The sequence below is a fragment of the Streptomyces sp. AN091965 genome (assembly GCF_022698285.1).
Classification (GTDB): Bacteria; Actinomycetota; Actinomycetes; order Streptomycetales; family Streptomycetaceae; genus Streptomyces.
Genome location: NZ_JALDMY010000001.1, coordinates 2212731 through 2231199, shown reverse-complemented (window position 1 = coordinate 2231199; position 18469 = coordinate 2212731). Strand labels below are relative to the sequence as shown.

General features: G+C 71.6%; 17 protein-coding genes. 15 read left to right on the top strand and 2 right to left on the bottom strand.

The window, feature by feature from the left end; genetic code table 11:
- Positions 1–160 precede the first annotated feature (160 nt).
- The 4 genes from MQV74_RS08935 (at position 161) to MQV74_RS08920 (ending at position 4741) form a co-directional block, all read left to right on the top strand.
- Positions 161–727, top strand: coding sequence for a DUF4365 domain-containing protein (locus MQV74_RS08935; RefSeq protein WP_138958603.1), 567 nt, complete (start codon positions 161–163; stop codon positions 725–727).
- The gene (locus tag MQV74_RS08930; RefSeq protein ID WP_374120772.1) at positions 724–2004 is read left to right on the top strand and encodes a hypothetical protein; all 1281 of its coding nucleotides are present in this window, start codon (positions 724–726) and stop codon (positions 2002–2004) included. The genes MQV74_RS08935 and MQV74_RS08930 overlap by 4 nt, the downstream gene beginning before the upstream one ends.
- A gap of 119 nt (positions 2005–2123) precedes the next feature.
- Positions 2124–4103 carry a threonine--tRNA ligase gene (gene thrS, locus MQV74_RS08925; RefSeq protein ID WP_242715581.1) on the top strand — a complete coding sequence of 660 codons (1980 nt, stop codon included), beginning with the start codon at positions 2124–2126 and terminating at the stop codon, positions 4101–4103.
- A 77-nt stretch (positions 4104–4180) separates the two neighbouring features.
- Positions 4181–4741, top strand: coding sequence for an HIT family protein (locus MQV74_RS08920; protein ID WP_172387611.1), 561 nt, complete (start codon positions 4181–4183; stop codon positions 4739–4741).
- 119 nt (positions 4742–4860) lie between these two features.
- Here MQV74_RS08920 and MQV74_RS08915 read toward each other — a convergent pair whose 3' ends face one another.
- Together MQV74_RS08915 and MQV74_RS08910 are read right to left on the bottom strand one after the other, a co-directional pair.
- Positions 4861–6516 carry a hypothetical protein gene (locus tag MQV74_RS08915; RefSeq protein WP_242715579.1) on the bottom strand — a complete coding sequence of 552 codons (1656 nt, stop codon included), beginning with the start codon at positions 6514–6516 and terminating at the stop codon, positions 4861–4863.
- Positions 6517–6729: 213 nt separating this feature from the next.
- Positions 6730–8937: an elongation factor G-like protein EF-G2 gene (locus tag MQV74_RS08910; protein WP_242715577.1), complete on the bottom strand. Its 2208-nt coding sequence runs from the start codon at positions 8935–8937 to the stop codon at positions 6730–6732.
- Positions 8938–9197: 260 nt separating this feature from the next.
- Here MQV74_RS08910 and pgsA point away from each other — a divergent pair, with 260 nt between their 5' ends.
- From pgsA to yajC, 11 genes are all read left to right on the top strand, one after another.
- Complete coding sequence (gene pgsA / locus MQV74_RS08905; RefSeq protein WP_138958598.1) at positions 9198–9872, top strand: phosphatidylinositol phosphate synthase; 675 nt, start codon at positions 9198–9200, stop codon at positions 9870–9872.
- The gene (locus MQV74_RS08900) at positions 9869–10819 is read left to right on the top strand and encodes a phosphatidylinositol mannoside acyltransferase (RefSeq protein WP_242715575.1); all 951 of its coding nucleotides are present in this window, start codon (positions 9869–9871) and stop codon (positions 10817–10819) included. The genes pgsA and MQV74_RS08900 overlap by 4 nt, the downstream gene beginning before the upstream one ends.
- On the top strand, positions 10816–11976 hold the full coding sequence (locus MQV74_RS08895; protein ID WP_242715573.1) for a glycosyltransferase family 4 protein: 1161 nt from the start codon (positions 10816–10818) through the stop codon (positions 11974–11976). Before MQV74_RS08900 ends, MQV74_RS08895 begins: the two co-directional genes overlap by 4 nt.
- 166 nt (positions 11977–12142) lie before the next feature.
- Positions 12143–12688, top strand: a complete 546-nt coding sequence (locus MQV74_RS08890; protein ID WP_138958595.1) for a hypothetical protein — start codon at positions 12143–12145, stop codon at positions 12686–12688.
- A 289-nt stretch (positions 12689–12977) separates the two neighbouring features.
- Complete coding sequence (gene pdxS / locus MQV74_RS08885; RefSeq protein WP_216678465.1) at positions 12978–13826, top strand: pyridoxal 5'-phosphate synthase lyase subunit PdxS; 849 nt, start codon at positions 12978–12980, stop codon at positions 13824–13826.
- 3 nt (positions 13827–13829) lie between these two features.
- Positions 13830–14441 carry a pyridoxal 5'-phosphate synthase glutaminase subunit PdxT gene (gene pdxT / locus MQV74_RS08880; protein ID WP_242715571.1) on the top strand — a complete coding sequence of 204 codons (612 nt, stop codon included), beginning with the start codon at positions 13830–13832 and terminating at the stop codon, positions 14439–14441.
- A 49-nt stretch (positions 14442–14490) separates the two neighbouring features.
- Positions 14491–15243, top strand: coding sequence for a YebC/PmpR family DNA-binding transcriptional regulator (locus MQV74_RS08875; protein ID WP_030681062.1), 753 nt, complete (start codon positions 14491–14493; stop codon positions 15241–15243).
- Positions 15244–15347: 104 nt separating this feature from the next.
- On the top strand, positions 15348–15878 hold the full coding sequence (gene ruvC, locus MQV74_RS08870) for a crossover junction endodeoxyribonuclease RuvC (protein WP_242715569.1): 531 nt from the start codon (positions 15348–15350) through the stop codon (positions 15876–15878).
- A complete protein-coding gene (ruvA, locus tag MQV74_RS08865; protein WP_242715567.1) occupies positions 15875–16486 on the top strand; it encodes a Holliday junction branch migration protein RuvA in 612 nt (203 codons plus the stop codon). Before ruvC ends, ruvA begins: the two co-directional genes overlap by 4 nt.
- A gap of 88 nt (positions 16487–16574) precedes the next feature.
- On the top strand, positions 16575–17648 hold the full coding sequence (gene ruvB / locus MQV74_RS08860) for a Holliday junction branch migration DNA helicase RuvB (RefSeq protein ID WP_242715565.1): 1074 nt from the start codon (positions 16575–16577) through the stop codon (positions 17646–17648).
- 177 nt (positions 17649–17825) lie between these two features.
- Positions 17826–18302, top strand: coding sequence for a preprotein translocase subunit YajC (yajC, locus tag MQV74_RS08855; RefSeq protein WP_242715563.1), 477 nt, complete (start codon positions 17826–17828; stop codon positions 18300–18302).
- Positions 18303–18469: the final 167 nt, after the last annotated feature.

The following is an 18469-nucleotide window of genomic DNA, read 5'->3' as shown; positions in this document are numbered from 1 at the left end:
CAACTCCTCGTTCAGATGTGGCAGTTGACCTCCGCTCCTGCCTCACGCAGGTGATACCCGGGCCGTTTGCGCCGAACCCGCTCAGGAGACAACACAGGTACGGAGCCGGGTGGTTGACGGCTCAAGCGCGTACCCCACCGGTTCGGAAGGCTTTCAGGACATGGCGCTCGCGCAGCCCGAACAGGGCGGGCTGCTGCCCGAGCGGATCGCACCGCCGCGCGGCACACTCGCCACCACCGCCTGCATGGAGACCCTCCAGGTGGGCTATCTGCACGCGGTCGCGGCAGCGGCCGGCTGCTCCCTGTCCCAGCCCTTTCCGGACAACGGCATCGACTGGCACGTCAGCCACAGCGCCCCCGGCCACACCGTCGACGACGAGGTCACCATCAAGGTGCAGCTCAAGTGCACCTACCAGATCCCGCCCCACCCCAAGGGCCCCGCCTTCTCCTTCACCCTGGACAACGCCCACCTGGAGAAGCTGGCCCGCACCCCCGTATCGGTGCACAAAATACTGGTGGTCATGCTCGTGCCCCGGTCCCAGGACGACTGGCTGCGCGCCGGCCACGACCGCCTCGACCTGCGGCACTGCTGCTACTGGACCAACCTCGCCGGACACCCCGTCACCGGCAGACGGAGGACCACCGTCCGCGTCCCCACCGCACGGATCTTCGACGACCGCGCACTCTGCGAGATCATGACGCGCGTCGGCACGGGAGGGAGACCCTGATGCACCGCCCGATCGACGACCCAGCCTCCGTACGCGACGACGGCCCGGCCACCCCGCGCGCCGCACGAGCACTCCGCGGCATACGGCCCCGCTCCGCCGACGCCTCCGATGCCCCCGACGTCTGGTCCGAGCCGCCAGACCCCGGCCACGTCGACCCCGCCGTGCTCGTCGCCCTCCTCCACCGGCACGGCTGGCAGCGCCGCGGCGGCGCCGCCGGACACTACTCCCGCTGGACCCCGCCGGGACCGGCCGCCCGCGGCACCAGCCTCCTCGTCCCCGAGAACCGCGCCTTCCCCGACAGCGACGACCTCATCGGCGAAGCCCTCACCGCCCTCGCCCGCAGCTCCGCGCCATCGGCCCGTGACGTACTCGTGTCGCTCGCCGTGCCCAGCGACGAGATCCGCTGGTGGCGCGACGTCCCCGGCGGCCCCGCGGGCACCGCCTCCTGGACCGTCGAGGAGCACCTGCGCGCCGCCGCCCGGCAGATGCTCCTGGCCGGCGCCCTCGCCGCGCGCGAGCGCGCCGGGTACTACGGCGCCCGGCACCGCCGCCCCGCCGCCGCGTCCCTGGAGAACGTCCTCGTGGGGCCCGCGCCGGGCGGACGCCGCCTCACCGCCTTCGTGCCGGTCTCCGCGGCCCGGCCGCTGGCCGTACGGCTGCACCAGGCGCTGTACGCGGCCCGCGAGGCCGTCGACTACCAGCGGGCCACCGGCGGCATGGACGCCTTCGACACCGCCGTCGAGGCAGGCGTCAGCCACGAGCTGGTCGAGGCCATCGTCTCCCTGGTGCGCGGCACCGAGGGCGCCCGCGTCCACGTCGAGTGGTCACCCGCGGCGGGCGTGCCCGAGGGCTGCGCGGCCACCACCGAGCCCGTCGAGTTCTCCCCGGGCGACCTCGCCGTCCTGCGCGAGGCCGGGGCCCGCTATCTGCGCGACGAGCCGTCCGTGCCGGTGCGGATCACCGGTGCCGTGGTGCGCATGCGGCGCTCGGGGCCGCGCGGCACGGGCACGGTGCGGATACGGGTGCTCGCGGGCGCCGAGGTCCCGCACGTGCGGATGTCCCTCGACGAGGAGTCGTACCGGATCGCGGGCCATGCCCATCTGGTCGGGCTGCCGATCCGGGTGCACGGCCGGCTGGAGAGCCGCGGCGGCTTCCGCAGGCTCACCGGGGCCACGCAGGTGGTGCCGGTACAGGTCGACGACGCCGAGCGGGACCGGCTGCTGAAGTCGCTCCAGGAGAACCTCGACTTCTTCGAGGAGGCGTGCAGCACCGACTGAGGGCGGGGGAGCGCGGGCCGCCCGCCGACAACCGTTTCGCGGTGGGCCCCACCGGCTCGGTACGATTCGTTGCGCGGGCAGGCGAGGACCTGCCGCACCCCCTCAGACAGGAGAGACCGGTGTCAGACGTCCGTGTGATCATCCAACGCGATTCCGAGCGGGAAGAGCGCGTGGTGACCACGGGCACTACGGCCGCCGAGCTCTTCGCGGGCGAGCGCACCGTCGTGGCCGCCCGCGTCGGCGGCGAGCTGAAGGACCTCGCGTACGCGGTCGAGGACGGCGAGGAGGTCGAGCCCGTCGAGATCTCCTCCGAGGACGGCCTGAACATCCTGCGCCACTCCACCGCGCACGTCATGGCCCAGGCCGTGCAGGAGCTCTTCCCCGACGCCAAGCTCGGCATCGGCCCGCCCATCCGGGACGGCTTCTACTACGACTTCGACGTCAAGGAGCCCTTCACCCCCGAGGACCTCAAGCGCATCGAGAAGAAGATGCAGGAGATCCAGAAGCGGGGCCAGAAGTTCTCCCGTCGCGTCACCACCGACGACGACGCCCGCGTCGAGCTCGCCGACGAGCCGTACAAGCTGGAGCTCATCGGCCTCAAGGGCAACGCCGCGCAGGCCGCCGACGGTGCCGACGCCGAGGTGGGCGCGGGCGAGCTGACGATCTACGACAACCTGGACGCCAAGACCGGCGAGCTGTGCTGGAAGGACCTCTGCCGCGGTCCGCACCTGGCCACGACCCGGGTGATCCCGGCGTTCAAGCTGATGCGCTCCGCCGCCGCGTACTGGCGCGGCAGTGAGAAGAACCCGCAGCTCCAGCGCATCTACGGCACCGCGTGGCCGTCCAAGGACGAGCTGAAGGCGCACCTGGAGTTCTTGGCTGAAGCGGAGCGTCGCGACCACCGCAGGCTCGGCGCCGAGCTGGATCTGTTCTCCTTCCCGGAGGAGCTGGGCCCGGGCCTCGCGGTCTTCCACCCCAAGGGCGGCGTGATCCGCAAGGTGATGGAGGACTACTCCCGCAAGCGCCACGAGGACTCGGGCTACGAGTTCGTGAACACCCCGCACATCTCGAAGGAGAAGCTCTTCGAGACCTCGGGGCACCTGCCGCACTACGCGGACGGCATGTTCCCGGCGATCGAGTTCGACGAGCAGAACTACCGCCTCAAGGCGATGAACTGCCCGATGCACAACCTGATCTTCAAGTCGCGCGGCCGTTCCTACCGCGAACTGCCCCTGCGGCTCTTCGAGTTCGGCACGGTCTACCGCTACGAGAAGTCGGGCGTCGTGCACGGCCTGACCCGCTCGCGCGGCTTCACCCAGGACGACTCGCACATCTACTGCACCAAGGAGCAGATGGCGGAGGAGCTCGACAAGCTCCTCACCTTCGTCCTGGACCTGCTGCGCGACTACGGCCTGAACGAGTTCGAGCTGGAGCTGTCCACCCGCGACGACTCCGACAAGTTCATCGGCTCGGACGAGGACTGGGCCGAGGCCACGGAGGCGCTGCGCGCGGCCGCCGAGAAGCAGGGCCTGCCGCTGGTGCCGGACCCGGGCGGGGCCGCGTACTACGGGCCGAAGATCTCCGTCCAGGCGAAGGACGCGATCGGCCGGTCCTGGCAGATGTCGACCCTCCAGGTGGACTTCAACCAGCCGAAGCGCTTCGGCCTGGAGTACACCGCCGCGGACGGCACCAAGCAGCAGCCGGTCATGCTGCACAGGGCCTTGTTCGGGAGCATCGAGCGGTTCTTCGGCGTGCTCCTTGAGCACTACGCGGGCGCCTTCCCGGCGTGGCTGGCGCCGGTGCAGGCCGTGGGCATCCCGGTCGGGGACGCGCATGTGCCCTACCTCCAGGAGTTCGCGGAGGAGGCGAAGAAGCACGGGCTGCGGGTCGAGGTGGATGCCTCTTCGGACCGCATGCAGAAGAAGATCCGCAACGCGCAGAAGTCCAAGGTGCCGTTCATGGTGATCGTCGGCGACGATGACATGAACGCGGGTGCGGTGTCCTTCCGGTACCGGGACGGGTCGCAGGAGAACGGGATTCCGCGTGACGAGGCACTGCAGAAGCTCGTTGATGTGGTGGAGCGTCGCGTGCAGGTGTGACGTGGTCCCCGCGTGAGCGGGGGTTACAGGGGCGGTTCCGTTCGGGGCCGCCCCTCGTCGTGCGTGCGGCGGCGAATATGCTGACCACCATGACGAGTGAGCCGGAGCAGCAGATCGGAGTGGGGACGCAGGACGCGTTCCAGCGCCTGTGGACGCCCCACCGGATGGCGTACATCCAAGGCGAGAACAAGCCGACCGGTTCGGGGGCCGACGACGGTTGCCCGTTCTGCTCCATCCCGGCCAAGTCGGACGAGGACGGTCTCGTCCTCAAGCGGGGCGAGCACGTGTACGCGGTGCTCAACCTCTACCCGTACAACGGCGGGCACCTGATGACGGTCCCGTACCGGCACGTCGCGGACTACACGGAGCTGACGGGTCCGGAGACGCTGGAGCTGGCCGAGCTGACCAAGCAGGCGATGACCGCGCTGCGCACGGCGTCGGGTGCGCACGGCTTCAACCTGGGCATGAACCAGGGCACGGTCGCGGGGGCGGGGATCGCCGCGCATCTGCACCAGCACATCGTGCCGCGCTGGGGCGGGGACACGAACTTCATGCCCGTCGTGGGGCACACCAAGGTGCTGCCGCAGCTGCTCGCGGACACCCGCGCGATGCTCGCGAAGGCGTGGCCCGCGGTGTAGGGCAGCGCCCCGAAGGGGCGCGGGGTCGTGTCCACATGCGGCTCCGCCGCGTGGGCGCGACCAGCCACGATGGACCGGCAGGCAACCGACGGCCCATCGTGGCAATTCCAGCGAAGCGCTTACGCGCCGTACACGTCCGCCTGGCGTGGCATGGGGTCCTGGATCGCGCCGCTGAGGAAGGTGGCGCGGCCGCTGAAGCGGTCGGTGTTCACGCCGTTCTCCTCCAGGACCTTGATGGCGGCCGTGTGGACGACGCGCAGGACCGGGGTGGCGGCGCGCAGCGCGTCGTCGGCCATGAAGCGGTGCCGCCAGGGCTTGTCCGCCCAGGCGTGGCGCAGGCCGAAGGGCTCGGGCAGGACGAGCTTGCCGCCGAGGTAGTCCAGGATCGGCGGGTACCAGGTGAAGGGGGCGCGGACGGCGAGGCGCACCACTTCCTGGGCGTCGACGAGCGGCAGGCTGCGCGTGGTGGTCTCCCAGAACCTGATGGTCTTGCTGACCGTCTTGGTCTTGGGCGAGGGCTTGCTGGTGAAGAGCGAGTGCACGGGGCCGAGGGCGTGGCCGGTGACTTCGATGCGCAGGGTCTCGTGCAGCACGGTCACCGTGATCAGCATGGTGATGACGAGCTGGCCGTCCCAGAGGGTGAACTGCACGCCCAGATAGTGGCGGTCGCCGCTGCCGAACTGCTGCTCGTTGCAGATGCGCTGTATTTCGTGGCCCTTGATCTGGAAGGCCTCGACGTCCGTGCCGGAGGGGCGGGAGACCGAGCCCGCGTTCTCCCCGACGGGGGTGACGATCCAGTGCCTTATCGACGGGGTGGTGAAGCCGCCGGTGTGCAGCGGGCCGCGCTCGAGCATGCGGAGCTGGTCGTGCACCGCCCGTACGACGTCCCAGCTGCGGAAGGGGTTGATCTCCTTGCCGTCCTCGCGGGGGACGAGCTCCTCGGCGAGCTGCCAGCTGCCCCAGCGGGTGCCCATGCCCAGTATTCCCTTAGGGCCCGCGTAGAAGACGGAGTTGCTCTGCTGCTCGGCGGAGAGGCGGGCGAGGCCCTGGCGCAGGCGCTCGGCGGAGGCGTCGCCGGGGCTGCCGGGGACGGCTTCGGGGATCTTCGCGCCGATGCCGCCGCCGGAGAGGAGCGCGCTCCACCGCTCGCGCAGGTCCTTGGCGGTGCCTTCGGCTATGTGCTTGGCCCAGAACCAGCCGATCACGGGGACGACGGGGCACAGGCGCAGATACCAGGCCAGGAGGCCGCCGAAGGGCAGTTTGACGAGGAGGACGACCACGACGACGCCGATGGCCACGAGGAGGGCCGTGGCGATCGCCTGGGTGCGCTTGTCCTTCTGCTTGGTGATCCAGCGGCGGGCGGTGAAGACGAGCAGCCAGGCGAACAGGCCGGGCAGGAAGAGCAGTCCGCACACGGCCATGACGAGGGTGAGCCAGCTGTCGCGGTGGCGGCGGATGCCGGTGGCGGCCAGGCAGTGCTCGACGACCGACTGGGGGTCGATGCCGAAGGCCTGGATGAGGGGGCTGCGGGCGCCGCCGAGCATCCGCACCTGGACGGTTCTGGCGAAGGCTTCGCCGAGGCTCGGCTTGAACAGGGACCACAGGCCCGGTTTCACCACGGACTTGTGCCAGTCGCTGTTGGCCTTGAGGATCTCGTCGACCTCGCCGTCGCGGTATGCCGCGGAGGCCAGGGCGTGGGTGGCCGCGGTCTGTCCGGCGGCGCCGGAGAGCGGTACCTGGGCCCCTGGCCTGAAGTCGAATGCGTCGTCCGCCACCTGCCGCCCCCATCGCCGCGCCGCTGACCGCCGCGGCCCTTCCCGATTGCGTTGTTTCCCGACTGTGCGGCCCGGCACACCTGTTGACCTGGCCGGTACGGCTGTTGATCAGGTCATCAGCGTATCGGGGCCCACCGACATCCGTCAGGGGTCGGTCGAATGCCGCCCGCGAGGAGGGGCCGGAGCGGGCGGCATTCGGCCAGTGGAGCTCAACTAGGCGGTGTCCTGGGCCTGTTCGCGGATCCTCTGGGCCAGCTGCGGGGGCATGGGTTCGTGCCGGGCGTAGCTGCGGCTGAAGCGGGCCGTGCCCTGGGACAGGGACCTGAGGTCGACGGCGTAGCGGCCGATCTCGATCTCGGGCACCTCCGCGCGGACGAGGGTGCGTCCGCCGGGTGCCTGTTCGGTGCCGACGACGCGGCCGCGGCGGCCCGACAGGTCGCTCATGACCGCGCCCACGTGTTCGTCGGAGATGAGGACCTGGACGTCGGCGACGGGTTCGAGGAGGTGGATGGTGGTGTCGGCGGCGGCTTCGCGCAGGGCGAGGGCGCCGGCGGTCTGGAAGGCGGCGTCGGAGGAGTCCACGGAGTGGGCCTTGCCGTCGAGGAGCGTGACGCGCACGTCGATGAGGGCGTAGCCCGCGGCGACGCCCTTGGCGGCCTGGGCGCGGACGCCCTTCTCCACGGACGGGATGAACTGCCGGGGCACGGCCCCGCCGACGACCTTGTCGACGAACTCGATGCCGCTGCCGCCGGGCAGCGGCTCGACCTCGATCTCGCAGATGGCGTACTGGCCGTGGCCGCCGGACTGTTTGACGTGGCGGCCGCGTCCGGCGGACTTGCCCGCGAAGGTCTCGCGGAGGGAGACCTTGTGCGGGATGACGTCGACCTGGACGCCGTAGCGGCTGCGCAGCCGTTCCAGGGCCACGTCGGCGTGGGCCTCGCCGAGGCACCACAGGACGACCTGGTGGGTGTCCTGGTTCTGTTCGAGCCGCATGGTCGGGTCTTCGGCGACGAGGCGGGACAGGCCTTGGGAGAGCTTGTCCTCGTCGGCCTTGCTGTGGGCCTGGATGGCGAGGGGCAGGAGCGGGTCGGGCATGTCCCAGGGCTCCATGAGGAGCGGGGTCTCCTTGGCGGAGAGGGTGTCGCCGGTCTCCGCGCGGTTGAGCTTGGCGACGCAGGCGAGGTCGCCCGCGATGGCCTGGGAGAGGGTGCGCTGCTGTTTGCCGAAGGGTGCGGAGAGGGCGCCGACGCGCTCGTCGACGTCGTGGTCCTCGTGGCCGCGGTCGGCGAGGCCGTGCCCGGAGACGTGCACGGTCTCGTCGGGCCGGAGGGTGCCGGAGAAGACGCGGACCAGCGAGATCCGGCCGACGTACGGGTCGGAGGCCGTCTTGACGACCTCGGCGACCAGGGGTCCTTCGGGGTCGCAGGTGAGGGCGGGCCGGGGGGCGCCGTCGGGGGTGGTGACGGCGGGCGCGGGGTGCTCCAGGGGGGTCGGGAAGCCGCCGGTGACCAGTTCCAGGAGCTCGACGGTGCCGATGCCCTGGCGGGCGCCCTCGGCGGCGGGGGCGGCGGCGAGCACCGGGTGGAAGATGCCGCGGGCGACGGCCCGCTCCAGGTCGTCCACGAGCGTCTTGAAGTCGATCTCCTCGCCGCTGAGGTAGCGGTCCATGAGGGACTCGTCCTCGCTCTCGGCGATGATGCCCTCGATGAGTTTGTTGCGCGCTTCCTCGATGGCGGGCAGCTGGTCGGCGCCCGGCTCGGACTCCTTGCGTTCGCCCGACGCGTAGTCGTACACGCGCTGCGAGAGCAGTCCGATGAGTCCGGTGACGGGCGCGTGGCCGTCGGGTCCCGTCTCGCCGTGCAGCGGCAGGTAGAGCGGCAGGACCGCGTCGGGGTCGTCGGCGCCGAAGGCCTCGGCGCAGGTGCGGGTCATCTGGGTGAAGTCCGCGCGGGCGGATTCCAGGTGGGTGACGACGATGGCCCGGGGCATGCCGACGGCGGCGCACTCCTCCCAGACCATGCGGGTGGCGCCGGTGATGCCCTCGGCGCCCTCGGCCGCCGAGACGACGAAGAGGGCCGCGTCCGCCGCGCGCAGACCGGCCCTCAGCTCTCCGACGAAGTCGGCGTAGCCGGGGGTATCCAGGATGTTGATCTTGTAGCCGCCCCATTCGACGGGGACGAGGGACAGCTGGACCGAGCGCTGCTGCCGGTGCTCGATCTCGTCGTAGTCGGAGACCGCGGTGCCGTCCTCCACGCGGCCTGCCCGGTTCACCGCCCCCGCGGTCAGCGCGAGGGCCTCCACCAGGGTCGTCTTGCCCGATCCGCTGTGGCCGACCAGCACCACATTCCGTACGGACGCGGGATGGTCGGCCGTCGCTGCCCTGCCGGCGGCTCCGGGGTGTGCGTTCACCTTGTCGCCCATGCCTTGGCCTCCCGGTTACGTGCGTGGTGAGGAGGCACAGCCCCCTCGGGGATGCTGGCTTCAGCGCGGACACGCGGGAACCGCGTGCGGGGGCGGCTCCGACGACGCCCGCGGTGCTTCCGAGCTTTCCACTTGCGTCACTGTGCGTCCATACGTCGTACGCGATCGTGAGGGGGCGAGCCGCCGTGTCCGGGGCGTGACTACGATGGGCCAGCCGGTGGCCAACGGGGCCGCCGTGCGCACCGACCCTCGGGAAGGCCATGCTGAACAAGTACGCGCGTGCGTTTTTCACGCGTGTCCTCACGCCGTTCGCCGCGTTTCTCATCCGTCGCGGGGTCAGCCCCGACACGGTCACGCTCATCGGTACGGCCGGAGTGATGGCGGGAGCGCTGGTCTTCTACCCCCGCGGGGAGTTCTTCTGGGGCACGATCGTCATCACGCTGTTCGTGTTCTCCGACCTCGTCGACGGCAACATGGCGCGTCAGCTCGGCCGCTCCAGCCGCTGGGGCGCGTTCCTCGACTCGACGCTCGACCGGGTCGCCGACGGCGCGATCTTCGGCGGCTTCGCGCTCTGGTACGCGGGCTCGGGCGACGACAACATCCTGTGCGCGGTCTCGATCTTCTGCCTGGCCAGCGGCCAGGTGGTGTCGTACACGAAGGCGCGCGGCGAGGCGATCGGCCTCCCCGTGGCGGTGAACGGCCTGGTGGAGCGCGCCGAGCGCCTGGTGATCTCGCTGGTCGCCGCGGGCTTCGCCGGACTGCACAAGTTCGGGGTGCCGGGCATCGACGTGCTGCTGCCCGTGGCCCTGTGGATCGTGGCCGTCGGCAGTCTCGTCACGCTCGTGCAGCGCGTGGTGACCGTGCGCCGCGAGTCCGCGGAGGCGGACGCCGAGGCCGCGCGGGACGGCGCCCAGCGGAGCGGGACCGCTTCATGAGCCGCGCCGCGGAGAAGCTGACGGACGCGCTGTACGGGGTGGGCTGGAGCACCGTCAAGAAGCTTCCCGAGCCCGCCGCCGTGCGCCTGGGGCGCCGCATCGCGGACCTCGCGTGGAAGCGGCGCGGCAAGGGCGTGCTGCGCCTGGAGGCCAACTACGCGCGCGTGGTGCCCGACGCCACGCCGCAGCGCCTCGCGGAGCTGTCCAAGGCGGGCATGCGGTCGTACATGCGCTACTGGATGGAGTCCTTCCGGCTTCCGGCGTGGAGCGAGGACCGCATCAAGAACGGCTTCGCGCCCCAGGACCTGCACCATCTGACCGACGGCCTGGACAGCGGCAGGGGCGTCATCCTCGCCCTGCCGCACCTGGGCAACTGGGACCTGGCGGGCGCCTGGGTCACCACGAAGCTGAAGACGCCGTTCACGACCGTGCAGGAGCGGCAGAAGCCCGAGTCCCTGTACGACCGCTTCGTGGCCTACCGCAGCGGTCTGGGCATGGAGGTCCTGCCGCACACCGGCGGCTCGGCCTTCGGCACGCTCGCCCGGCGGCTGCGCGCGGGCGGGCTCGTCTGCCTCGTCGCCGACCGGGACCTGTCGGCGTCCGGCGTCGAGGTGATGTTCTTCGGCGAGAGCGCGCGGATGCCCGCGGGGCCCGCCGCGCTCGCCCAGCAGACGGGCGCGCTGCTCCTGCCGGTGACGCTCTGGTACGACGCGTCGCCCGTGATGCGCGGCCGGGTCCACCCGCCCGTGGAGGTCCCCTCGACGGGCACCCGCGCGGAGAAGACGGCCGTCATGACGCAGGCCCTTGCCGACGCCTTCGCCACGGGCATCGCCGAGCACCCGGAGGACTGGCACATGCTGCAGCGCCTGTGGCTCGCGGACCTGGATCCGGCGAAGGCGAAGGCGGAGGCGGAGGCGGCCGGGCCCCGGGGCGAGGGGACGCAGTGAAGGTCGGCATCGTCTGCCCGTACTCGTGGGACGTGCCGGGCGGCGTCCAGTTCCACATCCGCGATCTGGCGGAGCACCTCATCCGCCTGGGGCACGAGGTCTCGGTCCTCGCCCCGGCGGACGACGAGACCCCCTTGCCGCCGTACGTGGTGTCGGCGGGGCGTGCCGTGCCGGTTCCGTACAACGGCTCGGTGGCGCGGCTCAACTTCGGCTTCCTGTCGGCCGCGCGAGTGCGCCGCTGGCTGCACGACGGCACCTTCGACGTCATCCACATCCACGAGCCGACGTCGCCCTCCCTCGGCCTGCTGACCTGCTGGGCGGCGCAGGGCCCGATCGTGGCGACGTTCCACACGTCCAACCCGCGCTCGCGGGCCATGATCGCGGCGTATCCGATCCTGCAGCCCGCCCTGGAGAAGATCAGCGCGCGCATCGCGGTCAGCGAGTACGCCCGCCGCACGCTGGTCGAGCACCTGGGCGGCGACGCCGTGGTCATCCCCAACGGCGTGGACGTCGACTTCTTCGCCGACGCCGAGCCCAAGCCCGAGTGGCAGGGCATGACGATGGGCTTCATCGGCCGCATCGACGAGCCCCGCAAGGGCCTGCCGGTCCTGATGAGGGCGCTGCCCCGGATCTTCGCGGAGTGCCCGGAGGCGCGCCTGCTGGTCGCCGGGCGCGGTGACGAGGAGGAGGCCGTGGCCTCGCTCCCGGCCGAGCTGCGCGAGCGCGTGGAGTTCCTCGGCATGGTCAGCGACGAGGACAAGGCGCGGCTGCTGCGCAGCGTCGACGTGTACGTCGCGCCGAACACGGGCGGGGAGAGCTTCGGCATCATCCTCGTCGAGGCGATGTCGGCGGGCGCCCCGGTGCTCGCCAGCGACCTCGACGCCTTCGCGCAGGTCCTCGACCAGGGCGCGGCGGGTGACCTGTTCGCGAACGAGGACGCGGACTCCCTCGCGGAGGCCGCCGTACGCCTCCTCGGCGACCCCCGGCGCCGCGAGGAGCTGCGCGAACGGGGCAGCAAGCACGTGCGCCGCTTCGACTGGTCGACGGTCGGCGCGGACATCCTGTCGGTGTACGAGACGGTGACGGACGGCGCGGCGGCGGTCGCGGCGGACGACCGCACGGGCCTGCGGGCCCGGTTCGGCCTGGCCAGGGACTAGCGGCCCGCAGGGGACGAACGAGCCCGTCCGGCGTTCGAGGCCGAAGGCCGATGGACGGGGGCCGGAGGGCGGGCCCCTGGGGGCTCGGGCAGCGCCGGGGCAGGCGAGGGGCACCAGGGCCCGGCCCCGCCGTCGTTGCCGGGCCCCGGCGGTAGCCTAGGCGCCTGTGACCTCCACTTTGATCTGGATCGCGGCCGCCCTGTTCGCGATCGGCCTCTACTTGAGCTGGACCGCGGGCCGTCTCGACCGGCTGCACGCGCGCATCGACGCGGCCCGCGCCGCCCTCGACGCGCAGCTGCTGCGGCGCGCCTCGGTCGCCCAGGAGCTGGCCACCTCCGGAGTGCTCGACCCGGCCGCGTCGATCGTCCTGTACGAGGCGGCGCACGCGGCCCGGCAGGCCGAGGAGGAGCAGCGCGAGGTCGCCGAGAGCGAGTTGAGCCAGGCGTTGCGCGCGGTCTTCGGAGAGGCGCAGCAGGTCGAGGCGGTGCGTGAGGCGCCGGGCGGCGAGGAGGCCACGCGCGAGCTCGCCGCGGCCGTGCGCCGGGTGCCGATGGCGCGGCGCTTCCACAACGACGCGGTGCGCGCGGCCCGGGCGCTGCGCCGCCACCGCAAGGTGCGCTGGTTCCGCCTGGCCGGGCACGCGCCGTTCCCGATGGCGGTGGAGATGGACGACGAGCCCCCGGTGGCCCTCGCGGACCGGGCCACGGCCTAGCGGGAGAGCGGTCACCGAGCGTCGTACGGTCGTCACAAGAGCGGACCGAAGGTCCGCAAAACGATCCACCACCTCACCATTGGCCCTTGCTGTGGCCTGGTCGCAAGGCGTTTCCTCAAGGCGGCGGAATCGCCACACGCAGCGCTCCGCAGCCCGCCGTCAGCGGCTCCGAGCAGCTCGCTTCCACCGAGTCTCCACCGAGTGAGGTCAACCCGTGTCCAGCACGCACTCCAGCAACGCCCAGACCGCCGAGAACACGGCCACCGGCACCGCCCGCGTGAAGCGCGGCATGGCCGAGCAGCTCAAGGGCGGCGTGATCATGGATGTGGTCAACGCCGAGCAGGCGAAGATCGCCGAGGACGCGGGCGCGGTCGCCGTCATGGCCCTGGAGCGGGTGCCCGCCGACATCCGCAAGGACGGCGGCGTGGCCCGGATGTCCGACCCGAACATGATCGAAGAGATCATCGAGGCCGTCTCCATCCCGGTCATGGCCAAGTCGCGCATCGGCCACTTCGTCGAGGCCCAGGTCCTGCAGTCGCTCGGCGTCGACTACATCGACGAGTCCGAGGTCCTCACCCCGGCCGACGAGGTCAACCACAGCGACAAGTTCGCCTTCACCACCCCCTTCGTGTGCGGCGCCACCAACCTGGGCGAGGCCCTGCGCCGCATCGCCGAGGGTGCGGCCATGATCCGCTCCAAGGGCGAGGCCGGCACCGGCAACGTCGTCGAGGCCGTGCGCCACCTGCGCCAGATCAAGAACGAGATCGCCAAGCTGCGCGGCTTCGACAACAACGAGCTGTACGCCGCCGCCAAGGAGCTGCGCGCCCCGTACGAGCTGGTCAAGGAGACCGCCGAGCTCGGCAAGCTGCCGGTCGTGCTGTTCTCCGCCGGTGGCGTCGCCACCCCGGCCGACGCCGCGCTGATGCGCCAGCTCGGTGCCGAGGGCGTCTTCGTGGGCTCCGGCATCTTCAAGTCCGGCGACCCGGCCAAGCGCGCCGCCGCCATCGTGAAGGCCACCACCTTCTACGACGACCCCAAGGTCATCGCGGACGCCTCCCGCAACCTCGGCGAGGCCATGGTCGGCATCAACTGCGACACCCTGCCCGAGGCCGAGCGCTACGCGAACCGCGGCTGGTAACCGATGGCGCACGACGTACCCGTGATCGGCGTCCTGGCCCTCCAGGGCGACGTACGGGAGCACTTGATCGCCCTGGCCACGGCGGACGCCGTGGCCAGGGAGGTCCGGCGCCCCGAGGAGCTCGCCGAGGTCGACGGCCTGGTCATCCCCGGCGGCGAGTCCACCACCATCTCCAAACTGGCCGTGCTCTTCGGCCTCATGGAGCCCCTTCGCGCGCGCGTGCGCGCCGGGATGCCCGTCTACGGCACCTGCGCGGGCATGATCATGCTCGCCGACAAGATCCTCGACCCGCGCTCGGGCCAGGAGACCGTCGGCGGCATCGACATGATCGTGCGGCGCAACGCCTTCGGGCGGCAGAACGAGTCCTTCGAGAGCGCGGTCGACATGAAGGACGTCGAGGGCGACCCTGTAGAGGGCGTCTTCATCCGCGCCCCGTGGGTGGAGTCCGTCGGCGCCGAGACCGAGGTGCTCGCCGAGCACGGCGGCCACATCGTCGCCGTACGCCAGGGCAACGCGCTCGCCACGTCCTTCCACCCGGAACTGACGGGCGACCACAGGGTGCACGGACTGTTCGTGGACATGGTCCGGGCCGAGCAGGGGCGGCGGTCCTTGTAGGATCTCTGACGTTCGTTATCGAGGTTGGTTACGCGAAGGAGACAGGCAGATGTCCGGCCACTCTAAATGGGCTACGACGAAGCACAAGAAGGCCGTGATCGACGCCAAGCGCGGCAAGCTCTTCGCGAAGCTGATCAAGAACATCGAGGTCGCGGCCCGCACCGGCGGCGCCGACCTGGACGGCAACCCGACCCTCTTCGACGCCGTGCAGAAGGCCAAGAAGCAGTCGGTGCCCAACAAGAACATCGACTCCGCGCTCAAGCGCGGCGCGGGCCTCGAGGCCGGCGGCGCCGACTACGAGACGATCATGTACGAGGGCTACGGCCCGAACGGCGTCGCGGTGCTCATCGAGTGTCTGACGGACAACCGCAACCGCGCCGCCTCCGAGGTCCGCGTCGCCATGACCCGCAACGGCGGCTCCATGGCCGACCCGGGCTCCGTGTCGTACCTGTTCAACCGCAAGGGCGTCGTGATCGTCCCCAAGGGCGAGCTCTCCGAGGACGACGTCCTGGGCGCCGTCCTGGACGCGGGCGCCGAAGAGGTCAACGACCTGGGCGAGTCCTTCGAGGTGCTCAGCGAGGCCACCGACCTGGTCGCGGTCCGCACCGCCCTCCAGGAGGCCGGGATCGACTACGACTCGGCGGACGCCAACTTCGTCCCGACCATGCAGATCGAGCTGGACGAGGACGGCGCGCGCAAGATCTTCAAGCTGATCGACGCGCTGGAGGACAGCGACGACGTGCAGAACGTCTTCGCCAACTTCGACGTCTCGGACGAGGTCATGGAGAAGGTCGACGCCTGACCGGACGAGGCACACGGGCCGACGGGACACACCCCGTCGGCCCGTCGCTTTGTCAGCGACACCCGATAGCCTGCACAAACAGGCGATCGACTGAGGGGGATGCGGTGCGGGTACTGGGGGTCGACCCGGGGCTGACCCGGTGCGGTGTCGGCGTCGTCGAGGGCGCCGCGGGCCGCCCGCTGACGATGCGCGGCGTCGGCGTCGTCCGCACCCCCGCCGACGCGGAGCTCGGCAGCCGCCTCGTCGCCATCGAGGAGGGCATCGAGCACTGGCTGGACGCGCACAGCCCCGAAGTCCTCGCCGTGGAGCGCGTGTTCAGCCAGCACAACGTGCGCACGGTCATGGGCACGGCCCAGGCGAGCGCCGTCGCCATGCTGTGCGCGTCCCGGCGCGGCATCCCGGTCGCCCTGCACACCCCCAGCGAGGTCAAGGCCGCCGTGACCGGCTCGGGCCGGGCCGACAAGGCCCAGGTCGGGGCCATGGTGACGCGGCTGCTCCGGCTCGACGCGCCGCCCAAGCCCGCCGACGCCGCCGACGCCCTCGCGCTCGCCATCTGCCACATCTGGCGCGCCCCCGCGCAGAACAGACTCCAGCAGGCCCAAGCCCTGCACGCTAGGAAAGGCCGTACGGCATGATCGCCTTCGTCAGCGGCCCGGTCGCCGCCCTCGCCCCGGACACCGCCGTGGTCGAAGTGGGCGGCATCGGCATGGCCGTCCAGTGCACCCCCAACACGCTGTCCACGCTCCGCGTCGGCAAGCCCGCCAAGCTCGCCACCTCCCTGGTCGTCCGCGAGGACTCCCTCACGCTGTACGGCTTCGCCGACGACGACGAGCGGCAGACCTTCGAGCTGCTCCAGACCGCCAGCGGCGTCGGCCCGCGCCTGGCCCAGGCCATGCTCGCCGTGCACAGCCCCGACGACCTGCGCCGCGCGGTCTCCACCGGGGACGAGAAGGCGCTCACCGCCGTGCCCGGCATCGGCAAGAAGGGCGCCCAGAAGCTGCTCCTGGAACTGAAGGACCGCCTCGGCGAGCCCCTCGGCACCGGCGGCCCCGCCATCGGCACCCCCGTCACCCAGGGCTGGCGCGAGCAGTTGCACGCCGCGCTCATCGGCCTCGGGTACGCGACCCGGGAGGCCGACGAGGCCGTCACCGCCGTCGCCCCCCAGGCCGAGGCCGCCGGGGGGAATCCGCAGGTGGGCCAGCTCCTCAAGGCCGCCCTGCAGACGCTGAACCGCACCCGCTGACCGCACCCGCCGCCCCCGGCCCCGCACTCCGCGCCCCGGCGCGGACCACGGCCGCACGACCTTCGACGAGCTACGCGAGGCACACCGCATGAACTGGGACGACCCGACCGCCGAGGCCGCGACCGCCGCCGAACGGCTGGTGGAAGCCGTCGCCGACGGCGAGGACCAGGCGGTCGAGGCCGCCCTGCGCCCCAAGGACCTGGGTGAGTTCATCGGTCAGGAGAAGGTCAGGGAACAGCTCGACCTGGTCCTGCGCGCCGCCCGCGCCCGGGGGGCGACCGCCGACCACGTGCTGCTCTCCGGCGCCCCCGGCCTCGGCAAGACCACCCTGTCGATGATCATCGCCGCCGAGATGGGCGCCCCGATCCGCATCACCAGCGGCCCGGCCATCCAGCACGCGGGCGACCTCGCGGCGATCCTGTCCTCGCTCCAGGAGGGCGAGGTCCTCTTCCTCGACGAGATCCACCGCATGTCCCGGCCCGCCGAGGAGATGCTGTACATGGCGATGGAGGACTTCCGCGTCGACGTCATCGTCGGCAAGGGCCCCGGCGCCACCGCCATCCCCCTGGAGCTGCCGCCGTTCACCCTGGTCGGCGCCACCACGCGCGCGGGGCTCCTGCCGCCGCCGCTGCGCGACCGCTTCGGCTTCACCGCGCACATGGAGTTCTATGAACCGGCCGAGCTGGAGCGGGTGATCCACCGCTCGGCGAACCTCCTCGACGTGGAGATCGACACCGCGGGTGCCGCCGAGATCGCGGGCCGCTCCCGGGGCACCCCGCGCATCGCCAACCGCCTGCTGCGCCGCGTACGGGACTATGCGCAGGTCAAGGCGGACGGAGTGATCAACCGCGAGATCGCGGGCGCCGCCCTCGGGGTGTACGAGGTCGACTCGCGCGGCCTCGACCGCCTCGACCGCGCAGTGCTCGAAGCCCTCCTGAAGCTCTTCGGCGGCGGCCCGGTCGGCCTGTCCACGCTGGCCGTGGCGGTGGGGGAGGAGCGCGAGACGGTCGAGGAGGTGGCCGAGCCGTTCCTGGTGCGCGAGGGCCTGCTCGCCCGCACCCCCCGCGGCCGCGTCGCCACGCCCGCCGCCTGGGCGCACCTGGGCCTGACCCCGCCGGGCCGGGGGACGGGAAGTGGCCAACAGGACCTGTTCGGGACGTGACACGGACGGTGACGGCGCGGAGAGTCGCACGGTCAGGAACTGCGGTGCCATGCTGAGCGTTGTTCGTTAGGCGCGGACTCGCTTAGACTCCGCCGATGCCGCCTCTATAGGCAGCGCCGCCCACCCCCATCCATCAGGCCGCCTCACCACGCGGTCGTGCGAAGGAAACTCCGTCCCGTGAATATCGTGACCCTCCTCCCGTTCATCGTGCTCATCGGGGCCATGTTCCTGATGACCCGGTCCGCCAAGAAGAAGCAGCAGGCGGCCGCCCAGATGCGCAGCGACATGACGCCTGGCACCGGCATCCGCACCATCGGAGGCATGTACGCCACCGTCAAGGAGGTTCACGACGACTCGGTCCTCCTTGAGGTGGCCCCCGGCGTCCACGCGGTTTACGCGAAGAACGCCATCGGCGCCGTCCTGGACGACGACGAGTACAACCGCATCGTGCACGGCGCGGAGCCCGAGGACGAGACCCCGGTGGTGCCGGACGACGCCTCCTCCCTCACCGAGACCGACGAGACCGACGAGACTGACAAGCTCGCGTCCGACGACTCGCGCATCGACCTCGGCAAGAAGGACGCGGCCGACGAGGCCCCCGAGGCCGCAGACGCAGAGCCGAAGAAGACCGACGGCGAGTCCGGCGCGAAGTAGTCACAGCCGGGGGCCCGACGTGCGCCCGCTCGCGCACCGCGGCCCCCGCCGCAGGTGATTTCGCGCCGCGTCTCGACACAACTTCATGGCCGCCCGCCCGGGACCCCCTCCGCTCAGCGAAGGCCAGGGGAGCACCCCGCAGGCCGGCGGTTGGACAGGGAGAACGA

Excerpts from the sequence above, each read along its gene's own strand:
- MQV74_RS08935 (WP_138958603.1), top strand. The coding sequence starts at position 161 with ATGGCGCTCGCGCAGCCCGAACAGGGCGGGCTGCTGCCCGAGCGGATC.
- MQV74_RS08920 (WP_172387611.1), top strand. The coding sequence starts at position 4,181 with ATGCTGACCACCATGACGAGTGAGCCGGAGCAGCAGATCGGAGTGGGG.
- MQV74_RS08910 (WP_242715577.1), bottom strand. The coding sequence starts at position 8,937 with ATGGGCGACAAGGTGAACGCACACCCCGGAGCCGCCGGCAGGGCAGCG.
- pgsA (WP_138958598.1), top strand. The coding sequence starts at position 9,198 with ATGCTGAACAAGTACGCGCGTGCGTTTTTCACGCGTGTCCTCACGCCG.
- MQV74_RS08900 (WP_242715575.1), top strand. The coding sequence starts at position 9,869 with ATGAGCCGCGCCGCGGAGAAGCTGACGGACGCGCTGTACGGGGTGGGC.
- pdxS (WP_216678465.1), top strand. The coding sequence starts at position 12,978 with ATGGCCGAGCAGCTCAAGGGCGGCGTGATCATGGATGTGGTCAACGCC.
- pdxT (WP_242715571.1), top strand. The coding sequence starts at position 13,830 with ATGGCGCACGACGTACCCGTGATCGGCGTCCTGGCCCTCCAGGGCGAC.
- MQV74_RS08875 (WP_030681062.1), top strand. The coding sequence starts at position 14,491 with ATGTCCGGCCACTCTAAATGGGCTACGACGAAGCACAAGAAGGCCGTG.
- ruvA (WP_242715567.1), top strand. The coding sequence starts at position 15,875 with ATGATCGCCTTCGTCAGCGGCCCGGTCGCCGCCCTCGCCCCGGACACC.
- ruvB (WP_242715565.1), top strand. The coding sequence starts at position 16,575 with ATGAACTGGGACGACCCGACCGCCGAGGCCGCGACCGCCGCCGAACGG.